Here is a 17,125-nt window from a genome sequence, read left to right on the forward strand (position 1 = left end):
CGCCACCGCCTCCTACCGCTTCCCGCCGCCGGTGCGGACGTGGCAGTCCGCCAGGTGGTCGTCGACCAGGCCGCAGGCCTGCATCAGGGCGTAGGCGGTGGTCGGGCCGACGAAGCGGAAGCCGGCCTTCTTCAACGCCTTCGCCAGCGCCGTCGACTCGGGGGTGATGGCCGGCACCTCGCCCAGCGTGCGGGGGGCCGGCCGGGCCGGGTCGGCGGCGAACTGCCAGATCAGCGCGTCCAGTCCGCCGTCCAGGTCGCGGGCGGCCCTGGCGTTGGCGATCGCCGCCTCGATCTTGGCCCGGTTGCGGATGATGCCGGTGTCGGCGAGCAGCCGCTCCTTGTCGGCCTCGCCGAACTCGGCGACCTTGCCGATCTCGAAGCCGGCGAACGCGGCCCGGAAGCCCTCCCGGCGACGCAGGATGGTCAGCCAGGACAGGCCGGACTGGAAGGCCTCCAGGCAGACCCGCTCGAACAGGGCGTCGTCGCCGTGCACCGGGCGGCCCCACTCGGTGTCGTGGTAGACGCGGTAGTCGTCGGTGGAGTCGCCCCAGCCACAGCGGCGCAGGCCGTCCGCGCCGAGCACGGCTCCTGCGGAGACCCCGGTCACCGGTCCTCCACCGGCTTCGCGTCCTCGGCGGCCGGCTCCTTGCCGAGCACGACGGTCGGCTTGACCACCTCGGCGAAGGACTCCAGGCCGGGCAGCGGCTCGGCGGCCGGGTCGGGGGCGGTGGTGGCCTCGACCGCGCCGCGCAGGTGGGCGGCGGCCTCCAGCTCGGCGATCCGCGAGTCGCGGTAGGCGAGTTCGGCGCCGAGGCGGTCCAGGACGTCGTCCACCTCGTCCATCCGGTAGCCGCGCACGGCCATCGGCAGGCGCAGGTCGTCGACGTCCGCCTTGTTCAGCGGTCGGTCCTGCGGCAGCCGCGCGGCGATGCGGTCGGGCACCGCCTCCGGCATCGAGCCGCCCCCGCCGAGCGCCACCAGCGCGGCGCCGCCGACCACCACGGCCATGGCGACCACGATCACCCAGAACACGAGCTGTCCTCCCGAACTCCCGGTCGGCCTCCTCCGAGGTGCCAGGGAACCGGGCCGATCATGACAGCATGGTCCCTGGTGAGGCCGGGGGCCATCATCGCACCCGTGGGAGCTGTGGAGGAGACATCGGTGGCACTGCGCCTGGGACCGCGCGAATTCGGTGACGACGAGCTGGTGATCATGGCCATCGTGAACCGGACGCCGGACTCGTTCTTCGACAAGGGCGCGACCTTCGCCGACGAGGCCGCGTTCGCCGCCGCCGACCGCGCGATGGCCGAGGGCGCGGCGATCCTGGACATCGGCGGGGTGAAGGCCGGCCCCGGCGACGAGGTCACGGTCGAGGAGGAGCTGCGGCGCACCGTGCCCTTCGTGGCCGAGCTGCGCAAGCGCCACCCCGGGGCGGTGATCAGCGTGGACACCTGGCGGCACGAGGTCGGCGAGGCGGTCTGCGAGGCGGGCGCGGACCTGCTGAACGACGCCTGGGGCGGGGTGGACCCGAAGCTCGCCGAGGTGGCCGCCCGCCACGGCGTCGGGCTGGTCTGCACCCACGCGGGCGGCGCCGAGCCGCGCACCCGGCCGCACCGGGTCGGGTACGAGGACGTGATGGCGGACATCCTGCGGGTCACCGTGGGGCTCGCCGAGCGGGCGGTGGAGCTGGGCGTGCGCCGGGACGCGGTGATCATCGACCCGGGCCACGACTTCGGCAAGAACACCCGGCACTCGCTGGAGGCCACCCGGCGGCTGCCGGAGATGACCGCGACCGGCTTCCCGGTGCTGGTCTCGCTCTCCAACAAGGACTTCGTCGGCGAGACCCTGGACCGGCCGGTGAACGAGCGGCTGCTCGGCACCCTGGCCACCACCGCGGTCTCGGCCTGGCTGGGCGCCCGGGTCTACCGGGTGCACCAGGTCGAGGAGACCCGCCAGGTGCTGGACATGGTCGCCTCGATCCGGGGCACCCGCCCCCCGGCGGTCGCCCGCCGGGGGCTGGCGTAGCGGCCCCCTCGACGGCGCTCGGCCCGCCTCCGGGGCGCTCGCGGCCAGGGCTCCGACACGCCTCAGATCCCGTTCACGGGCCGACGGGCCTCGGCGAGGATCTTGAGGACCTCGTCGGTCTCGTCGGTGATGTGGAACAGTTCCAGGTCCTGCGCGGCCGCCTTGCCCTGCGCGACCAGGGTGTTCTTCAGCCACTCGTAGAGGCCGCCCCAGTAGGCGCTGCCGTAGAGGATCACCGGGAAGCGGGTGACCTTCTTCGTCTGCACCAGGGTGAGCGCCTCGAACAGCTCGTCCAGCGTGCCGAGTCCGCCGGGCAGGACGACGAAGCCCTGCGCGTACTTGACGAACATCGTCTTGCGGACGAAGAAGTAACGGAAGTTCAGCCCGAGGTCGACGAACTCGTTGAGGCCCTGTTCGAAGGGCAGCTCGATGCCGAGCCCGACGCTGAGGCCGCCGGCCTCCGTGGCGCCGCGGTTGGCGGCCTCCATCGCGCCCGGGCCGCCGCCGGTGATCACCGCGTAGCCGGCCTCGGCGAGGGCCCGGCCGATGGCGATCCCGGCCTCGTACTCGGGCGAGCCGGCCGGGGTCCGGGCCGAGCCGAAGACGCTGATCGCGGGCGGGAGTTCGGCGAGGGCGCCGAAGCCCTCGACGAACTCGGAGGTGATCCGCAGCACCCGCCAGGGATCGGTGTGCAGCCAGTCGGTGGGCCCCGTGGTGTCCAGCAGGCGCTGGTCCGTGGTGCTGGTTCCGACCTGGTCCCGGCGCACCAGCACCGGGCCCTTCTGCTTCTCGGGCCAGGCCTTCTTCTTCCGCGGCACGCCGACCTGCTCGGGGCCGTGTCCGTAGTGCTTGTCGTCTCCTGTGCCTGTCATGACGAAACCCTACGCCCGCCCTCCCCCGTTTTCAGGCAACGGGGGAAGGTCGGTTGGGCAACCGGAAGGTGGAGTTCGACCGTCGGTCCGACCGGTCCCGAACGCTTTCGGTTCAGCTGGTCAGCCAGGCGCGCAGCCGGTCCTCGGTCTCGGCGATGGCGGCCAGCGAGCAGTGCTCGTCCCGCTTGTGCGCGAAGTTCGGGTCGCCCGGGCCGTAGTTGACCGCCGGGATACCGAGGGCGCTGAACCGGGCGACGTCGGTCCAGCCGAACTTGGCGCGGGCCCGGCCTCCGGTGGCCGCCAGGAAGGCCTTCGCGGCGGGCTGGGAGAGACCGGGGAGGGCGCCGGGGGCGAAGTCGGTGACGGTCAGCTCGAAGCCGTCGAAGACCTCGCGGACGTGCTTCTCCGCGTCGGCCTCGCTGCGGTCGGGCGCGAAGCGGAAGTTGACGGTGATCACGCACTCGTCCGGGATCACGTTGCCGGCCACGCCGCCGTCGATCCGCACCGCGTTGAGGCCCTCGCGGTACTCCAGGCCGTCGATCTCCACCCGGCGGGGCTCGTACGTCGCGAGCCGGGTGAGCGCCTCGGCGGCGCGGTGGATGGCGTTGTCGCCGAGCCAGCTGCGGGCCGAGTGGGCGCGCACGCCGGTCAGCCGGACCTGCGCCCGCAGGGTGCCCTGGCAGCCGCCCTCGACCGTGGCCTCGCTGGGCTCCATCAGCACCGCGAAGTCGGCGGCCAGCCACGCCGGGCGGTCCCTGGCGAGGTGGCCGAGGCCGTTGCGGTGGGCCTCCACCTCCTCGCAGTCGTAGAACACGTAGGTCAGGTCGCGGTTGGGCTCGGTCAGGGTGGCGGCGAGCCGCAGCGCGACGGCCACGCCGGACTTCATGTCCGAGGTGCCGCAGCCGTAGAGCAGGTCTCCCTCGACGTACGACGGCAGGTTGTCGGCGATCGGTACGGTGTCCAGGTGCCCGGCCAGCACGACGCGCTCGGCGCGGCCCAGGTCGGTCCGGGCCACCACGTTGTTGCCGTAACGGTCCACGGTCAGGTGCGGGTGTCCGCGCAGGGCCACCTCGACGGCGTCGGCGAGCGCCTGCTCGTCGCCGCTCACCGAGGGGAAGTCGACGAGGCGGGCGGTCAGCGCGCCACCGTCGAGGGTCAGGTCCAGGGGCGTCGGGTTCGGGCTGCTCATGGCGTCAGCCTAGTCCCGCGGCCGTGTGCCCTGTGTGGTCGCGCTGTGACACGGAACGCCCGCGGATCGGCAACCGGAGTGCGCCGTACACCCGTCCGAGTGGGTACGGTGTCGGATCAAGATGCCGGGCACGAGAGGGGCGAGGGTGGCCAGGAGAAGGCACGGCGAGGAGCTGGGCGAGGAGCCGGGCGACGAAGTGGCGCCCCGCCGCCGCGGTCCGGTGCGCGCGCTGCTGCTCGTGCTGGTCGGACTGCTCGGCCTGGCGATGGTCGCCGGCCTGGCCGTGGTCGGGATCTGGTGGTTCGGGTTCCGGCAGGGCGCCTCGGAGGAGTGCACGGTGAAGACCGCGGCGGGCAGCGGCACGCTGGAGCTGCCGCAGGCCGCCAACGCCGCGACGATCGCCGCGGTGGCGCGCTCGCGCGGGCTGCCGGACCGGGCGACCTCGATCTCGCTGGCGACCGCGATGCAGGAGTCCAAGCTGCGCAACCTCGCGGGCGGCGACCGGGACTCGATCGGCCTGTTCCAGCAGCGGCCCTCGATGGGCTGGGGCACCCCGGAGCAGATCGCGGACCCGGTGTACGCGACGAACAAGTTCCTGGACGGTCTGATCAAGGTCCCGGGCTACACCCGGATGCCGCTGACCGACGCGGCCCAGGCGGTGCAGAAGAGCGGCTACCCGCAGGCGTACGCCAAGCACGAGACCAAGGCGACGCTGCTCACGGCGGCGCTGGCCGGCCGTGAGCCCGCCTCGTTCAGCTGCGTGGTGCACGACTACGCCAAGCCGGACCCGGCCGACTCGACGTCGCCGACCGCGGGCGCCACGGCGACCCCGGTCGCGCTGCCGGACCGCACCCAGGTGCTGTCGGACCGGGTGCGCCGGGAGTTCGGCCGTACCGTCACCCCGGCCACCGGCTACGCCTCGACCATCAAGGGCGCCGAGAACGCCGTCGCGCTGACCCCGGACCCGGCCACCGCCGCACTGACCTCCTCGGCGGACTCCGGGGCCGACGCCGGGGCGAGCGCCGAGCGGGCCAGCGGCTGGGAGGTGGCCCACTGGGCGGTCGCCCAGGCTCAGCAGCTGGGCATCGCGACGGTCGCCTACGACGGGAAGATCTGGCGCAAGACCGAGTCCGAGGACGGCTGGCAGACCCAGACCTCGGGGACGTCGACCAAGCTCGTCCAGGTCACCCTGGCGACGTCCGACAAGGGCTGACGCACAGTCGTTCGGGTTGCCGCCGGACGGGTGATTCCGGTCAACTCCGGTGGACCGACCCCCCGTTCCGGCGAACCCCGGTGGCGAACCGTCACTTCCCTTGTCCGGCGGCGGTCGGACGGTGCCGACGGGGGCCAGGGAACGCCCCTGCTGCAGTCGTACGATCCGATGATCGGCCAGACGCTTTGCCGCCCAGGCCGAAACCTTCTGGCTCCTCAAGCGGTAACAACGTCGTCCGCCAGGTCCCGTCCGCGCTCGGATCGTCCACCCGGCGGACGGGACGGACCCAGACCCCTTCGAGGAGCCCCATGTCTCACCCCCTCACGCGCCGGATCGCCCAGGCCGCGCTCGTCGTGGCGGCCGGAGCGACCCCGCTGGTCGCGGCCGGCTCCGCGTCCGCTCTGGGCGGGGACGCCCTGCTTCCCAAGAGCGACCTCGCGGCGCCGCTGGGCCAGCTGACCAACACCGACACCGGTTCCACCCTGCAGCACACCACCCACCAGCTCGGCCAGGCGGCCGGCACCACCGGCGCGGCCACCGTCGCCGCGGGCGTGCCGGCCTCCGCCGACGCCGCGGGCAACATCGTCGCCCAGCAGCTCCCCGAGGCGAACGAGAAGGCCAGCTCGCTCACCGCGCCGGTCGACCAGACCGCCGCCACCACCGGCCAGCTCTCCGGCGTCACCCCGAAGGTCGCCTCGACCCTGGCCGGCAAGCTCGGCGAGGCCGTCACCGGCAAGGGCATGGGCACCCGCAGCGCCACCGCCGGCACCGGCGCGATCGGCGGCCTCTCCCGGACCGGCGCCCTCACCCAGGGGCTGCCCGGCGCCGACAAGCTCTCCAGCGCCGTACCCGGCACCAACGCCGTCACCGACGCCCTGCCGACCAGCGCGGTGGAGCGCGCCCTGCCGCTCGGCCCGGTGGAGCACGCGCTGCCCGACGGCCTGCCCGCCACCGACGTCCTGGGCCTCGCGGAGCACGGCTCGGCCAACCGGCTCGGCGGCGCCGACCTCGGCCCGAACAGCCCGCTGTCCGGCCTGTCGGGCCTGACCGGCGCGCTCGGCCCGGTCGGCGGCCTGCTGCACGGCGTCAACGGCGGCGACATCAACGGCCTGCCGCTGTAACCCTTCCGGGTGAGCCGAAGGGGCCGGCGCTCGAAGCGCCGGCCCCTTCGGTGTGTCGTCAGCGCGCCGCGGCCAACCGCTCCACGGCCGCGGCGACCCGCTCGTCGGTCGCGGTGAACGCGACCCGGACGAAGCGGTCGCCGGACGGCCCGTAGAAGTCACCGGGCGCCACCAGGATGCCCATCGAGGCCAGTTCGGCCACGGTCTCCCAGCACGGGCGGTCCTGGGTCGCCCACAGGTACAGGCTCGCCTCGGAGTGCTCGATCCGGAAGCCGTACGCCTCCAGCGCCGCCCGCAGCGCCGAGCGCCGGGCCGCGTACCGCTCCCGCTGCTCGGCCACGTGGGCGTCGTCCGTCAGCGCCGCGACCGTCGCCGCCTGGACGGGTGCCGGCACGATCATGCCGCCGTGCTTGCGCAGCCCCAGCAGCTCCGCCACGACGACCGGGTCGCCCGCCACGAAGGACGCGCGGTAGCCGGCCAGGTTGGAGCGCTTGGAGAGCGAGTGGACGGCCAGCAGGCCCTCGTGCTGCGTTCCGTCGGCAGGGCCCCCGCAGACATCCGGGTGCAGCACGGAGACCGGCTCGGCCTCCCAGCCCAGCTCGAAGTAGCACTCGTCGCTGACCAGCAGCACCCGGTGCTCCCGGGCCCACTCGACGGCGCGGCGCAGCTCGTCGCCGCCGAGCACCCGGCCGGTCGGGTTGGACGGCGAGTTCACCCAGAGCAGGCGCACCCGGGAGCCGTCCAGCTCCTCCACCGAGTCGTACTCGACCGGCTCGGCGCCGCACAGCCGTGCGCCCACCTCGTAGGTCGGGTAGGCCAGCCGCGGGTAGGCGACCTGGTCGCCGGGGCCGAGGCCGAGCTGGGTGGGCAGCGAGGCCACCAGCTCCTTGGAACCGACGGTCGGCAGGACGGCCCGGGGGCCGATGTCGGCGCCGCAGCGGCGGTGCAGCCAGCCGGCGATCGCCTCGCGCAGCTCCAGCGGGCCCCAGACGGTCGGGTAGCCGGGGGTGTCGGTGTGGGCGGCCAGCGCCTTCTGGATCACCTCGGGGACCGGGTCGACGGGGGTGCCGACGGAGAAGTCGCAGAGGCCACCGGGATGGGCGAGGGCGGTGGCCTTGTAGGGCTCCAGCTTGTCCCAGGGGAAGACGGGCAGCCGGTCGGAAACGCGGCGCGCCGCCCCCGGGTGGCCCGGGAACGGCGCGCGCGTGCTGTTCGTGCTCACAGCTCAGTAGCCACCGATCGTCAGTGGTCGGCGTTCTGCGGCGGCAGGGCCGCGATGAACGGGTGGTCCCGCTCGATCAGGCCGAGCTTCGAGGCGCCACCGGGCGAACCCAGGTCGTCGAAGAACTCGACGTTCGCCTTGTAGTAGTCCTTCCACTCCTCCGGAGTGTCGTCCTCGTAGAAGATCGCCTCGACCGGGCAGACCGGCTCGCAAGCGCCACAGTCGACACACTCATCCGGGTGGATGTAGAGGGAACGCTGGCCCTCGTAGATGCAGTCAACCGGGCACTCTTCGATGCACGCCTTGTCCTTCACGTCGACACAAGGCTGCGCGATGACGTAGGTCACGCTGTCGTTCCTCCTCGGAAGGGCCTGGCGGCCCGTTCTGTTCTGCTCGCGTGCGCGGTGAGCGCGGCGTCGTCGATGCCCGCCCCTAGTATCGCGGGTCGAGGACCGCAAATGCACAGGAGGTGGCCGGATCATGACCCGAGACCCGCTGGAGAGCCGTCCAGAAGTCCGGATAGATCGCTCTGACGTGGGACTTCGCGTCTCCGCGCGCCGCCTCTCGGAGTTCGCGGACGACCGGCCGGTCTTCCGCGATGTGATCGGCGTTCTCACATCGTGGGACGACGACGGGCTGGTGATCGAGCCGCGCTCGGGCGGGCCGGTCGCCTTCCCGGAGAAGCTGCTGGTCGCGGGCAAGGTCGTGCCGCCGTTCCCGGCCCGGCGGGCGCCGCTGCCCGCCACCACTCCGGTCGAGCTGCAGCGGATCGCCGGGCGGGGCTGGCCGGCCGTCGAGCAGGAGCAGCTCGGCGAGTGGACGCTGCGCGCCGCGGCCGGCTTCACCCGGCGGGCCAACTCCGTCCAGGCGCTCGGCGACCCGGGACTGCCGCTGCCCCGGGCGCTGGCCGCCCTGCGGGCCTGGTACGCGGCGCGCGGACTGCCCGCGTACGTCGAGGTGATCACCCCCGGGTCGCCCGGGGACCTGCGTGCCGAACTCGACCGGCTGGGCGCCGGCTACGCGCCCACCCTGGTGCTGACCGCGCCGCTGGCCGCGGTCTCCCGGGCCGGCACCGGGCACGAGAGGGTACGGCTCTCCCGGACGGCGGACGCCGACTGGATGTCGCTGTACCGCCGGGTGGGAGCCGACCCGGCCGTGGAGGAGACCGCCCGGCAGGTCCTGCACGGCGGCCCCTCGGTCTGGTTCGCCGCCGTCCCCGGCGCCGAGGGGCAGCCCCCGCTGGCGATCGGACGCTGCGTCATCGACGGCCCGTGGGCCTGCTTCGGCGCGATCGAGGTCCAGCCGTACGCCCGGCGGGCCGGACTGGCGACGGCGGTCATGGCGGTGCTCGCCGCCCGCGCGGCGGAGGAGGGCGCGAGCGGCGCGTATCTGCAGGTCGAGGCGGAGAACGGCGGTGCGATCGCGCTCTATGACGGACTCGGCTTCACGACCAGTCACACTTACCACTACGCGCTCCTTCCCCAGGAGTAGCCGCCCGACCGTTCCGCCCTGGTATGTCCGCTTGTCCGTCCGTCGTACGAAGGCCGCCGCCGTCACCGTGACCGAGCAGAGCAGAGACCGCTTCCGGACCGCCGCCCGCGCCGAGCAGCCCGACCCGGTGCTGCTCTGCCTACTCGCCGCCGCCGAGCACGACCCCGTCCTCGACCCGGGTGATCCGGGCGAGCCGCCCGGCGTGGACGCCCTGCTGGCCGCCTGCGCGGCCGCCTTCGACCGGCACGCCACGGCCGTCCGGGTCGCCGTCGCCGAACGCTCGCCCTCCGGGCCGGAGGAGACCGCCGCCCTGCTCGCCGCCGTGCTCGGCGGGCGGGAGCGGTTCCACGGGCGCCAGTCCGACTACCGGCGGTTGGAGTCCTCGCTGCTGCCCGACGTGCTGCGACGGCGGCGCGGACTGCCGATCATGCTCTCGCTGGTGTGGATGGAGGTCGGGCGGCGCGCCGGGCTCACCGTCCACGGCATCGCGCTGCCCGGCCACTTCATCGTCGCGGTCGGCGGCCCGGCCGGCGGCGAGGAGTACGTCCTCGCTGACCCCTTCCACGGCGGACGGCTTCTCGACCCGGCCGACGTCGAACGCCTGGTCGCCGCCGCCGGGCAGGACTTCACCCCGGCCCTGCTCACCCCGGCCCAGCCGCTGGACATCGTGCTGCGGGTGCTCGGCAACATCCGGATCTGGGCCGCCGACCGGCCCGAGCACGCCCGCACCCAGCTGTGGGCCACCGAACTCGCCCTGCTGCTCCCCCGCCACCCGGCCCAGCTCCGGCTGGAACGGGCCGAACTCCTGGTGCGGATGGGCGACTTCCTCCGCGGCTCGGCGGAGATGGACTCCTACGCCCAGATCCTGGACGCCTTCGACCCGGACACCGCCGCCAAGGTCCGCCAGGAGGCCCGGGCGGCCCGCCACCGGCTCAACTAGAGCCAGCCCTTCTCGCGGGCGATCCGGACCGCCTCGGTGCGGTTGCGCGCCTCGGTCTTCTGGATCGCCATCGAGAGGTAGTTGCGGACCGTTCCCTCCGACAGGTGCAGCCGCCTGGCGATGTCCGCGTTCACCGCGCCGTCCGCGGCCGCGCCCAGCACGTCCCGCTCGCGCGCGGTCAGCGGGTTGGCACCCTCAGCCAGCGCGGCCGCCGCCAGCGCCGGGTCGATCACCCGCTCGCCGCGCAGCACCCGGCGGATCGCCTCGGCCAGTTCGGAGGCGGGCGCGTCCTTCACCAGGAAGGCGTCCGCCCCGGACTCCATCGCCCGGCGCAGGTAGCCGGGACGCCCGAAGGTCGTCGCGATGACCACCCTCGTCCCGGGCGCCTGCCGGTGCAGCTCGGCGGCCGCCTCGATGCCCGTCATGCCCGGCATCTCGATGTCCAGCACGGCGACCTGCACGTCGTTCGCCAGCACCGCCGCCACCACCTCGTCCCCGCGGCCCACCTGCGCGACGACGTCGATGTCCCCCTCCAGTCCGAGCAGCGCCGCCAGCGCCTCCCGGACCATCCCCTGGTCCTCGGCGAGCAGCACGCGGATCGAGGGACCGTTCTCTGCGTTACCCATGGCGACGACCTTAGAGCCGAGCGGGCCTGACCATCCGCCAGGGGCGGAGGTCGGTCCGCGGGAGGAATTCGGTGGTCCACCGGGGCGGTGGACACCAGACTGGCCGGATGCCGATCCTGGAGCCGCTGCGCCCCGACCACGCCGACGCCGTGCTCGCCTTCGAACTCGCAAACCGGGCCTGGTTCGCCCGTACCGTGCCCGACCGCGGCGACGCCTACTTCGCCCGGTTCGACGAGCGCCACGCCGCACTGCTCGCCGAGCAGGCCGCGGGCATCTGCCGGTTCCACGTGATCCTCGATCCGACCGGAGCCCTGGTCGGCCGCGTCAACCTGATGGACCTCGTCGACGGCAGCGCCGAACTCGGCTACCGGATCGCCGAGTCCGCAGCCGGCCGGGGCCTCGCCAAGGCGGCCGTCGCCCAGCTCCTCCCACTGGCCGCCCGCACCTACGGCCTGCGGTCGCTGACCGCCGCCACCACCCTCGACAACCCCGCCTCGATGGCCGTCCTCGCCCACAACGGCTTCGCCGTCACCGGCGAGTGCGTGCTGGACGGCCGCCCGGCCGTCCGCTACCACCGCGACCTGGACGGCGGTTGAGCGGTCAGGGTCAGGAGGCCACCTTGGACGGCCCGGTGGTCGCCGGCGCCGTCCGCAGTGGCACGGAGGCCCGGAGCCGGAAGCCCTTGCCGCGCTCACCGGGGCCGGTCGCCAGGCGGCCGCCGACCAGGGCGAGGCGCTCCTCCAGGCCCGAGAGGCCGTTGCCCGGCTGGGACTTGCCCGGTCCGCGCCCGTCATCGGTGATCTCCAGGACGGCGTAGCGCTCGCCACTGCCCTCCCAGGTCTCGTCCGCCGTCACCGTGCAGACGGTGGCGCCCTCGCCGTGCCGGACGATGTTGGTGACGGCCTCGCGCAGCGCCCAGGCCAGCGCGCCCGCCTCCTCGTCGGCCAGCGACGGCCAGGCGTCCACCAGATCCGGCGCGGCCTCCAGCCGGACCTGCGCCGCGGACAGGGCGGTCCGGGCGGCGGCGAGCTCGACCGGCAGGGTGGGGCGGCGGAAGCCGGTCACGGCCTCCCGCACGTCGATCAGCGACTGCCGGGCGACCTGCTCGATGTCGGCCACCTGCGCCCGCGCCGCCTCGTCCTTGCCGGCGTCCATGAACCGCCCGGCCAGCTCGCTCTTCAGGGTGATCAGCGAGAGCGAGTGCCCGAGCAGGTCGTGCAGGTCGCGGGCGAGCCGCAGCCGCTCCTCGGAGGCGGCCAGGTGGGCCACCGCGGCCCGGGCCTCGCGCAGCTCCTTCATGGTGGCGACCAGTCGCTGCAGGCCGGCCATCGCGACGCCGGAGAGGAAGGCGGTGAGGGCGAAGGTGGAGATGTTGTCGTTCCCGGCGTGGATCACCAGACCGGTCGCCGCGGTCAGTGCGGCCATGCCGACCAGCGCGCGCAGCGCGAGGTTCGGCGGGGTGATGACCGCCAGGCACACCGAGGCGTAGATGAACATGGTCAGGAAGGCGCCGCCGAGCGCGAAGGAGGAGGCCACGGCGAGCACGATCATCGCCCCGACGACCACCTGGCAGGCCCGCGGCCTCATCCCCGCCTGCGAGCGGAAGATCACCAGCAGCACGTAGGCGACCACGAAGACCGCCAGGCAGGCCCAGCCGAACACCTGGCCGGCCGGGCTGTGGCCACCGTTGACCAGGTTGCCCGCCGGGTAGGCCAGGTAGGTCATCCAGAGCAGCATCCAGGCGACCTTGACCAGCATCTGCCGCCTGGTCTCCACCGGGGTGCCGGGGACGCTCATGAACCCGGCGCGCGCCGCGCCCGCCTCCGGCTGCTCGTCGGAACGGTGGGTCTGGCGCGCGTCACTCATGTCGATCATCATGCCTGCCGGGTGTCACGCCGGTACAGCGCCGCTGCGGCGGCGGCGAACACCGCGAAGAAGGCGGCCAGACCGGCGACCGCGACCAGGTCCAGGGAGCGCCCGGGCTGGGTGAAGGTGGCCAGCTTGTTGTACAGGAACACCGGGTTGAACCTGGCGAACTTCTCCAGCGAGCCGCTCACCGGGAACCAGGTGCCGCCGAGCAGCGCCATCGCCATGTAGGTGATCATCACGATCGGCTGAACCGCGTCCGGCGCCGCCGCGTAGCCGAGCGCCACCCCGAGCGCGGCGAAGACGAAACTCCCCAGCCACAGCGCGGCCGCGAGCCCGATCCACTGCGCGACGCCCAGCGAGACGCCCTGCGCGGCGCCGACCGCGAAGACCACCAGGATCGCCGGCAGCGTGGTCACCGCGGTCGCCGCGATCTTGCCGACGGTGTACGCCCGGCCCGGCAGGGCGGTCAGCCGCAGCTGGCGGGTCCAGCCGCTCTTGCGCTCCAGCGAGATCCGCTGGGCGTTGCCGGTGAGCACCGCGCCGACCGCGCCGAAGGTGGCCATCGAGACCATGAAGTAGGTCTTCACCGGCAGCCCGCCGGCCTGGTTGCCCGCGCCGTAGGCGTTGATGAAGAAGACGTACATCAGTGCCGGGTAGACGACGGTGAAGAACAGGTAGCGCCGGTTGCGGAGGGTCCGCAGGATCTCCAGCTTGATCAGGGTGGTCATCGCGCGCTCTCCTCTGCCAGGTCCTGCTTGTCCAGCTCGCCCGTGATGGTCAGGAAGGCCTGCTCCAGGCCGACCCCGGTGACCTCCAGGCCGCGCGGGTACAGGCCCGCCCGGTAGATCCCGGCCACACCCGCGTCGGCGTCGGCGGTCCGGATCCGCACCGTCCGCACCCCCGGGACGCGGGCGGTGACGTCCAGCGACTGCACGCCGGGCAGGGCGCGCAGCACGGCCTCGTCGAACGGGGCGGCCGAGGAGAGGTCGACGTCGTGGATCTCGAAGGCGATCCGGCGGGTACCGGCCCGCGCCTTGATCTCCGCGGAACTGCCGTCGGCGATCAGCCGGCCCCGGTGCAGCACCAGGACGCGGTCGGCGATCGAGTCGGCCTCCTCCAGGTAGTGGGTGGCGAACAGGACCGTGCGGCCGGCGTCGGCCTGGGCGCGCATGCTCGCCCAGAACCCCTGCCGGACGCTGACGTCCATGCCGGTGGTGGGCTCGTCCAGCACGATCAGGTCGCTGTCGCCGGCGATCGCCAGGGCGAAGCGGACCCGCTGCTCCTGGCCGCCGGACAGCTTGTCCACCCGGCGTTCGGCGATCTCGGTGATCCCGGCGTCGGTCAGCACCCCCGTGACCGACCGACCGCGCGGGTGCACCTTGCAGGCGAGCTCGACCAGCTCGCGGACCTTGACGTCGGTCATCAGCCCGCCGCTCTGCAGCATCGCGCCGACCCGCCCGTCGGCGATCGCCGCCCGCGGGGTGCCGCCGAACAGCGTGACGCTGCCCTGGTCGGGCTCGCGCAGGCCGAGCAGCAGGTCCAGGCTGGTGGACTTGCCGGCGCCGTTCGGGCCGAGCAGGGCGACGGTCTCGCCCGGCCGCAGCACCAGGTCCAGCCCGTCCACGGCGCGCACCCGTCCGTAGCTCTTGCCGACGCCGCGGAAGGCGGCCACCTCGGAGACCATCGCCCGGCTCCTCTCCCCTGACGGTTGTCGCGTGCGGTCCTGTCCGCACCACCTCAGAGTCCCGCGCGGGCGGGGGACGGCGGCAGTGTCGGCCGTCGTGCCTTCGGCATGACGGATGTCATGCCGGCGGCCGGCACCCCGCACGGGGGTACCGGCCGCGGATCGCGCTGGTCGGAACGGGTTACCGGCCCAGCGAGCGCTTCACGAAGTCGACCTGGAGCAGCAGCAGGTTCTCCGCGACCTCCTCCTGCGGGGTCATGTGCGTGACGCCGGACAGCGGCAGCACGGTGTGCGGGCGCCCGGCGGCCAGCAGGGCCGAGGAGAGCCGCAGGGTGTGGGCGGCCACCACGTTGTCGTCCGCGAGCCCGTGGATGATCATCAGCGGGCGCTCCAGCCCGGCCGCGTACCCGGTCAGCGAGTTGGCCTCGTACACCTCCGGCCACTCGGCCGGGTGGCCCAGGTAGCGCTCGGTGTAGTGGGTGTCGTACAGCTCCCACTCGGTCACCGGCGCCCCGGCCACCGCCGCGTGGAACACGTCGGGGCGGCGCAGCACGGCGAGCGCGGCGAGGTAGCCGCCGTACGACCAGCCGCGGATGGCGACCCGGTCGAGGTCCAGCGGGAACTCCTCCGCGAGCGCCCGCAGCGCCTCGACCTGGTCGTCCAGGGTGGCCCCGGCGAAGTCGAAGGCGACGGACTTCTCCCAGGCCGGACCGCGCCCCGGGGTTCCGCGCCCGTCGGCGACGACCACCGCGAAGCCCTGGTCGGCGAACCACTGCGAGTTGAGGTGCGGGTTGTGCGCCTGGACGACGCGCTGGCCGTGCGGACCGCCGTACGGGTCCATCAGGACGGGCAGCAGGCCGTCGCGCTCGCGCTCGTAGCCGGTGGGCAGGAAGACGGCGGAGGGGATGCGGCGCTCGCCGGCGAAGCGGAAGACCGGCCGGGCGGTGATCACCGGGGTCTCGGCGTACGAGGCGATGGTGGCGACGTCGTCGACCACCACGCCCTCCGGCAGGTCGCGGGCGACCTGCACGAGGGTGCCGGGCAGGTCGGGCTCGGCGGTGGCCCGGACGGTGATGCCGCCGGCGTGCACCGCGCTGGTGACGGAGGTGAACGGGCGGCCGTTGGCGGACTCCCAGGCCAGCTGCTTGCCGTCGTGGCTGATCCGGCCGACGGCGATCCAGCCGGGCTCGGGGTCGGTCTCCCCGGCGCCGCCGGAGGCGCTGAAGAACACCTCCCGCTCGGTGACCGCGACGACCGAGCGGACGTGCAGGTCGGCTCCGGTGACGGCCTGGTCGCCGACCACCAGCGCCCGCACTCCTCCCTCGTCGGAGATCCGCACCAGCTTGCCGTCCGGGGTCCAGGCCGGCACGCCCGGGAAGGCCTCCAGCCAGGCCTCGTCGCGCTCCTCGAACAGCACCTCGGTACCGCCGGTGGCCGTGTCCAGGCCGAGCACCTGCTGGGCGCGCTGGTCGCGGGACTGGACCAGCAGCAGCGGGACGCCGCCCTCGGTCCAGTGCACCCGGGCCAGGTACGGGAAGGCCTCCTGGTCCCAGGAGACCTCGGTGCGCCCGCCCTGCAGGTCGATCAGCCAGAGGCCGACCTCGGCGTTGGCGGTGCCGGCGGCCGGGTAGGCGACCTCGGCGGGCTCCCGGCCCGGGTTGGCCGGGTCGGCGATCCACCAGCGGCGCACCGGGCTGTCGTCGGCGCGCTCGACCAGCAGCCGCTCGCCGTCCGGGGACCACCAGAAGCCGCGGTCGCGGTCGATCTCCTCCTGGGCGATGAACTCGGCCTGCCCCCAGGTGACGTTGGGGCCGTCCGGCTCGGCGAGCGCCCGGTCGCCGGTGCCGTCGGTACGGGTCAGCCGCAGTTCTCCGGCGGTGTTGGCGTAGGCGACGTGGGTGCCGTCCGGGGAGAGCCGCGGATCCAGCAGCGGGCCCCGGGCGGGGAGTTCGCGGGCGTCGCCGGTGAGCAGGTCGGCGGTGAACAGCCGGCCGGACAGCGCGAAGGCGGCCAGCCGGCCCTCCGCGTCCAGGGCGTAGCCGACGATGCCGGCCGAGCCCTCCCGGCTGCGCTCGCGGCGGGCCTTCTCCGCCGGGGAGAGGTCCTCCTCGCCGCCGCCGAGCAGGACGGCCGGGTCGGCGGCGATCCGCTCCTCGCCGGTGGCGGTGTCGAGGGTCCAGAGCAGGTTGGCCCGGTCGCTGCCGGAGCGCGAGCGCAGGAAGACGACCCGCGAGCCGTCCGGTGCGACGGAGAAGGAGCGGGGGGCGCCGACCGTGTAGCGCAGGGTCCGCGCGTACTGCCGGGGGAAGGTGTCCGCAGGGGTGTGGGAGGTCATGGCACCAGACCCTATGACGGCTGACTCCGACTGCCGGGTGACTGACGATCACTCGTTCGGAGCATCGTCCCCAGGTACGCCCCAAAGAGGCGCAAACCCCCTCCGACCGGCCCACGCGCCCCTCGGCTGCCCGGGTACTCCGGCACGCGCGGACTCACTGAATGTAATGCTCCCCTTACTCATCGGGTATGACTGGTGGGCGAGTGACCGTCGGCCCCGTCCCGGGCCCCGGTCACCCGACCCCCGTTCCCGTACGCTCCCACCGCCGCCCTCCCCAAGGGGCGGCGCCCGAGAAGGGGTATGAGCCGACATGGCCATGAACGTCTCCGCAGCCGTGCTGATGCTCGTCATCGTGGTGGTGCTGATCCGCCGCTCCAGCCTCAAGCTCGCGCACGCCATCGTCTGCGCACTGCTGGGCTTCTACCTGGCCTCCAGTTCGATCGCCCCGTCGATCAGCCAGGTCACCACCAACCTCGCCGGGATGATCAACGGCCTGAAGCTCTGACCCCCCGGCCGCGGTCGTTAGGCTTCCTCCC

18 protein-coding genes are annotated in these 17,125 nt (G+C 73.7%); 7 read left to right on the top strand and 11 right to left on the bottom strand.

Features of this window, described 5'->3' with window-relative positions:
• Nucleotides 1-12: 12 nt before the first annotated feature.
• Together ACFV1W_RS02220 and ACFV1W_RS02225 are read right to left on the bottom strand one after the other, a co-directional pair.
• Nucleotides 13-609 carry a DNA-3-methyladenine glycosylase I gene (locus ACFV1W_RS02220; RefSeq protein WP_380412186.1) on the bottom strand — a complete coding sequence of 199 codons (597 nt, stop codon included), beginning with the start codon at nucleotides 607-609 and terminating at the stop codon, nucleotides 13-15.
• The gene (locus ACFV1W_RS02225) at nucleotides 606-1,034 is read right to left on the bottom strand and encodes a DivIVA domain-containing protein (protein ID WP_380412189.1); all 429 of its coding nucleotides are present in this window, start codon (nucleotides 1,032-1,034) and stop codon (nucleotides 606-608) included. The genes ACFV1W_RS02220 and ACFV1W_RS02225 overlap by 4 nt, the downstream gene beginning before the upstream one ends.
• 180 nt (nucleotides 1,035-1,214) lie before the next feature.
• Between ACFV1W_RS02225 and folP the strand changes: the two genes are divergently transcribed.
• Complete coding sequence (gene folP, locus ACFV1W_RS02230) at nucleotides 1,215-2,027, top strand: dihydropteroate synthase (protein WP_380412445.1); 813 nt, start codon at nucleotides 1,215-1,217, stop codon at nucleotides 2,025-2,027.
• Nucleotides 2,028-2,089: 62 nt separating this feature from the next.
• On the opposite strand, the gene ACFV1W_RS02235 is transcribed toward folP, so the two are convergent.
• The gene (locus ACFV1W_RS02235; protein ID WP_380412192.1) at nucleotides 2,090-2,899 is read right to left on the bottom strand and encodes a TIGR00730 family Rossman fold protein; all 810 of its coding nucleotides are present in this window, start codon (nucleotides 2,897-2,899) and stop codon (nucleotides 2,090-2,092) included.
• Nucleotides 2,900-3,011: 112 nt separating this feature from the next.
• The gene (gene dapE / locus ACFV1W_RS02240) at nucleotides 3,012-4,088 is read right to left on the bottom strand and encodes a succinyl-diaminopimelate desuccinylase (RefSeq protein ID WP_380412195.1); all 1,077 of its coding nucleotides are present in this window, start codon (nucleotides 4,086-4,088) and stop codon (nucleotides 3,012-3,014) included.
• 145 nt (nucleotides 4,089-4,233) lie between these two features.
• On the opposite strand from dapE, the gene ACFV1W_RS02245 reads away from it, so the two are divergent.
• Both ACFV1W_RS02245 and ACFV1W_RS02250 read left to right on the top strand, forming a co-directional pair.
• Nucleotides 4,234-5,301: a hypothetical protein gene (locus ACFV1W_RS02245; RefSeq protein WP_380412198.1), complete on the top strand. Its 1,068-nt coding sequence runs from the start codon at nucleotides 4,234-4,236 to the stop codon at nucleotides 5,299-5,301.
• A 308-nt stretch (nucleotides 5,302-5,609) separates the two neighbouring features.
• Nucleotides 5,610-6,422 (top strand): hypothetical protein, encoded by an 813-nt coding sequence (locus ACFV1W_RS02250; RefSeq protein ID WP_380412200.1) that lies wholly within the window; start codon nucleotides 5,610-5,612, stop codon nucleotides 6,420-6,422.
• 58 nt (nucleotides 6,423-6,480) lie between these two features.
• On the opposite strand, the gene dapC is transcribed toward ACFV1W_RS02250, so the two are convergent.
• Together dapC and fdxA are read right to left on the bottom strand one after the other, a co-directional pair.
• On the bottom strand, nucleotides 6,481-7,644 hold the full coding sequence (dapC, locus tag ACFV1W_RS02255; protein ID WP_380412203.1) for a succinyldiaminopimelate transaminase: 1,164 nt from the start codon (nucleotides 7,642-7,644) through the stop codon (nucleotides 6,481-6,483).
• Nucleotides 7,645-7,664: 20 nt separating this feature from the next.
• Nucleotides 7,665-7,991, bottom strand: a complete 327-nt coding sequence (fdxA, locus tag ACFV1W_RS02260; RefSeq protein ID WP_030287402.1) for a ferredoxin — start codon at nucleotides 7,989-7,991, stop codon at nucleotides 7,665-7,667.
• A 187-nt stretch (nucleotides 7,992-8,178) separates the two neighbouring features.
• On the opposite strand from fdxA, the gene ACFV1W_RS02265 reads away from it, so the two are divergent.
• On the top strand, nucleotides 8,179-9,135 hold the full coding sequence (locus ACFV1W_RS02265) for a GNAT family N-acetyltransferase (protein WP_380412206.1): 957 nt from the start codon (nucleotides 8,179-8,181) through the stop codon (nucleotides 9,133-9,135).
• Between the two features lie 31 nt (nucleotides 9,136-9,166).
• Nucleotides 9,167-10,075 carry a transglutaminase family protein gene (locus tag ACFV1W_RS02270; RefSeq protein WP_380412209.1) on the top strand — a complete coding sequence of 303 codons (909 nt, stop codon included), beginning with the start codon at nucleotides 9,167-9,169 and terminating at the stop codon, nucleotides 10,073-10,075.
• Here the strand turns inward: ACFV1W_RS02270 and ACFV1W_RS02275 are convergent.
• Nucleotides 10,072-10,701, bottom strand: coding sequence for a response regulator (locus ACFV1W_RS02275; protein WP_380412212.1), 630 nt, complete (start codon nucleotides 10,699-10,701; stop codon nucleotides 10,072-10,074). The genes ACFV1W_RS02270 and ACFV1W_RS02275 overlap by 4 nt on opposite strands.
• Nucleotides 10,702-10,808: 107 nt before the next feature.
• Between ACFV1W_RS02275 and ACFV1W_RS02280 the strand changes: the two genes are divergently transcribed.
• Nucleotides 10,809-11,297, top strand: a complete 489-nt coding sequence (locus ACFV1W_RS02280) for a GNAT family N-acetyltransferase (protein WP_380412215.1) — start codon at nucleotides 10,809-10,811, stop codon at nucleotides 11,295-11,297.
• Nucleotides 11,298-11,307: 10 nt separating this feature from the next.
• Here ACFV1W_RS02280 and ACFV1W_RS02285 read toward each other — a convergent pair whose 3' ends face one another.
• From ACFV1W_RS02285 to ACFV1W_RS02300, 4 genes are all read right to left on the bottom strand, one after another.
• A complete protein-coding gene (locus ACFV1W_RS02285; RefSeq protein WP_380412218.1) occupies nucleotides 11,308-12,567 on the bottom strand; it encodes a sensor histidine kinase in 1,260 nt (419 codons plus the stop codon).
• Nucleotides 12,568-12,575: 8 nt separating this feature from the next.
• A complete protein-coding gene (locus ACFV1W_RS02290; protein WP_380412221.1) occupies nucleotides 12,576-13,298 on the bottom strand; it encodes an ABC transporter permease in 723 nt (240 codons plus the stop codon).
• A complete protein-coding gene (locus tag ACFV1W_RS02295) occupies nucleotides 13,295-14,254 on the bottom strand; it encodes an ABC transporter ATP-binding protein (RefSeq protein ID WP_380412224.1) in 960 nt (319 codons plus the stop codon). The genes ACFV1W_RS02290 and ACFV1W_RS02295 overlap by 4 nt, the downstream gene beginning before the upstream one ends.
• Before the next feature lie 181 nt (nucleotides 14,255-14,435).
• Nucleotides 14,436-16,589 (bottom strand): prolyl oligopeptidase family serine peptidase, encoded by a 2,154-nt coding sequence (locus ACFV1W_RS02300; RefSeq protein WP_380412227.1) that lies wholly within the window; start codon nucleotides 16,587-16,589, stop codon nucleotides 14,436-14,438.
• Between the two features lie 310 nt (nucleotides 16,590-16,899).
• Here ACFV1W_RS02300 and ACFV1W_RS02305 point away from each other — a divergent pair, with 310 nt between their 5' ends.
• On the top strand, nucleotides 16,900-17,094 hold the full coding sequence (locus tag ACFV1W_RS02305; RefSeq protein ID WP_380412230.1) for a DUF2304 domain-containing protein: 195 nt from the start codon (nucleotides 16,900-16,902) through the stop codon (nucleotides 17,092-17,094).
• Nucleotides 17,095-17,125 lie beyond the last annotated feature (31 nt).

It is taken from the genome of Kitasatospora sp. NPDC059648 (assembly GCF_042734825.1).
In the GTDB taxonomy this organism is placed as follows: Bacteria; Actinomycetota; Actinomycetes; order Streptomycetales; family Streptomycetaceae; genus Kitasatospora.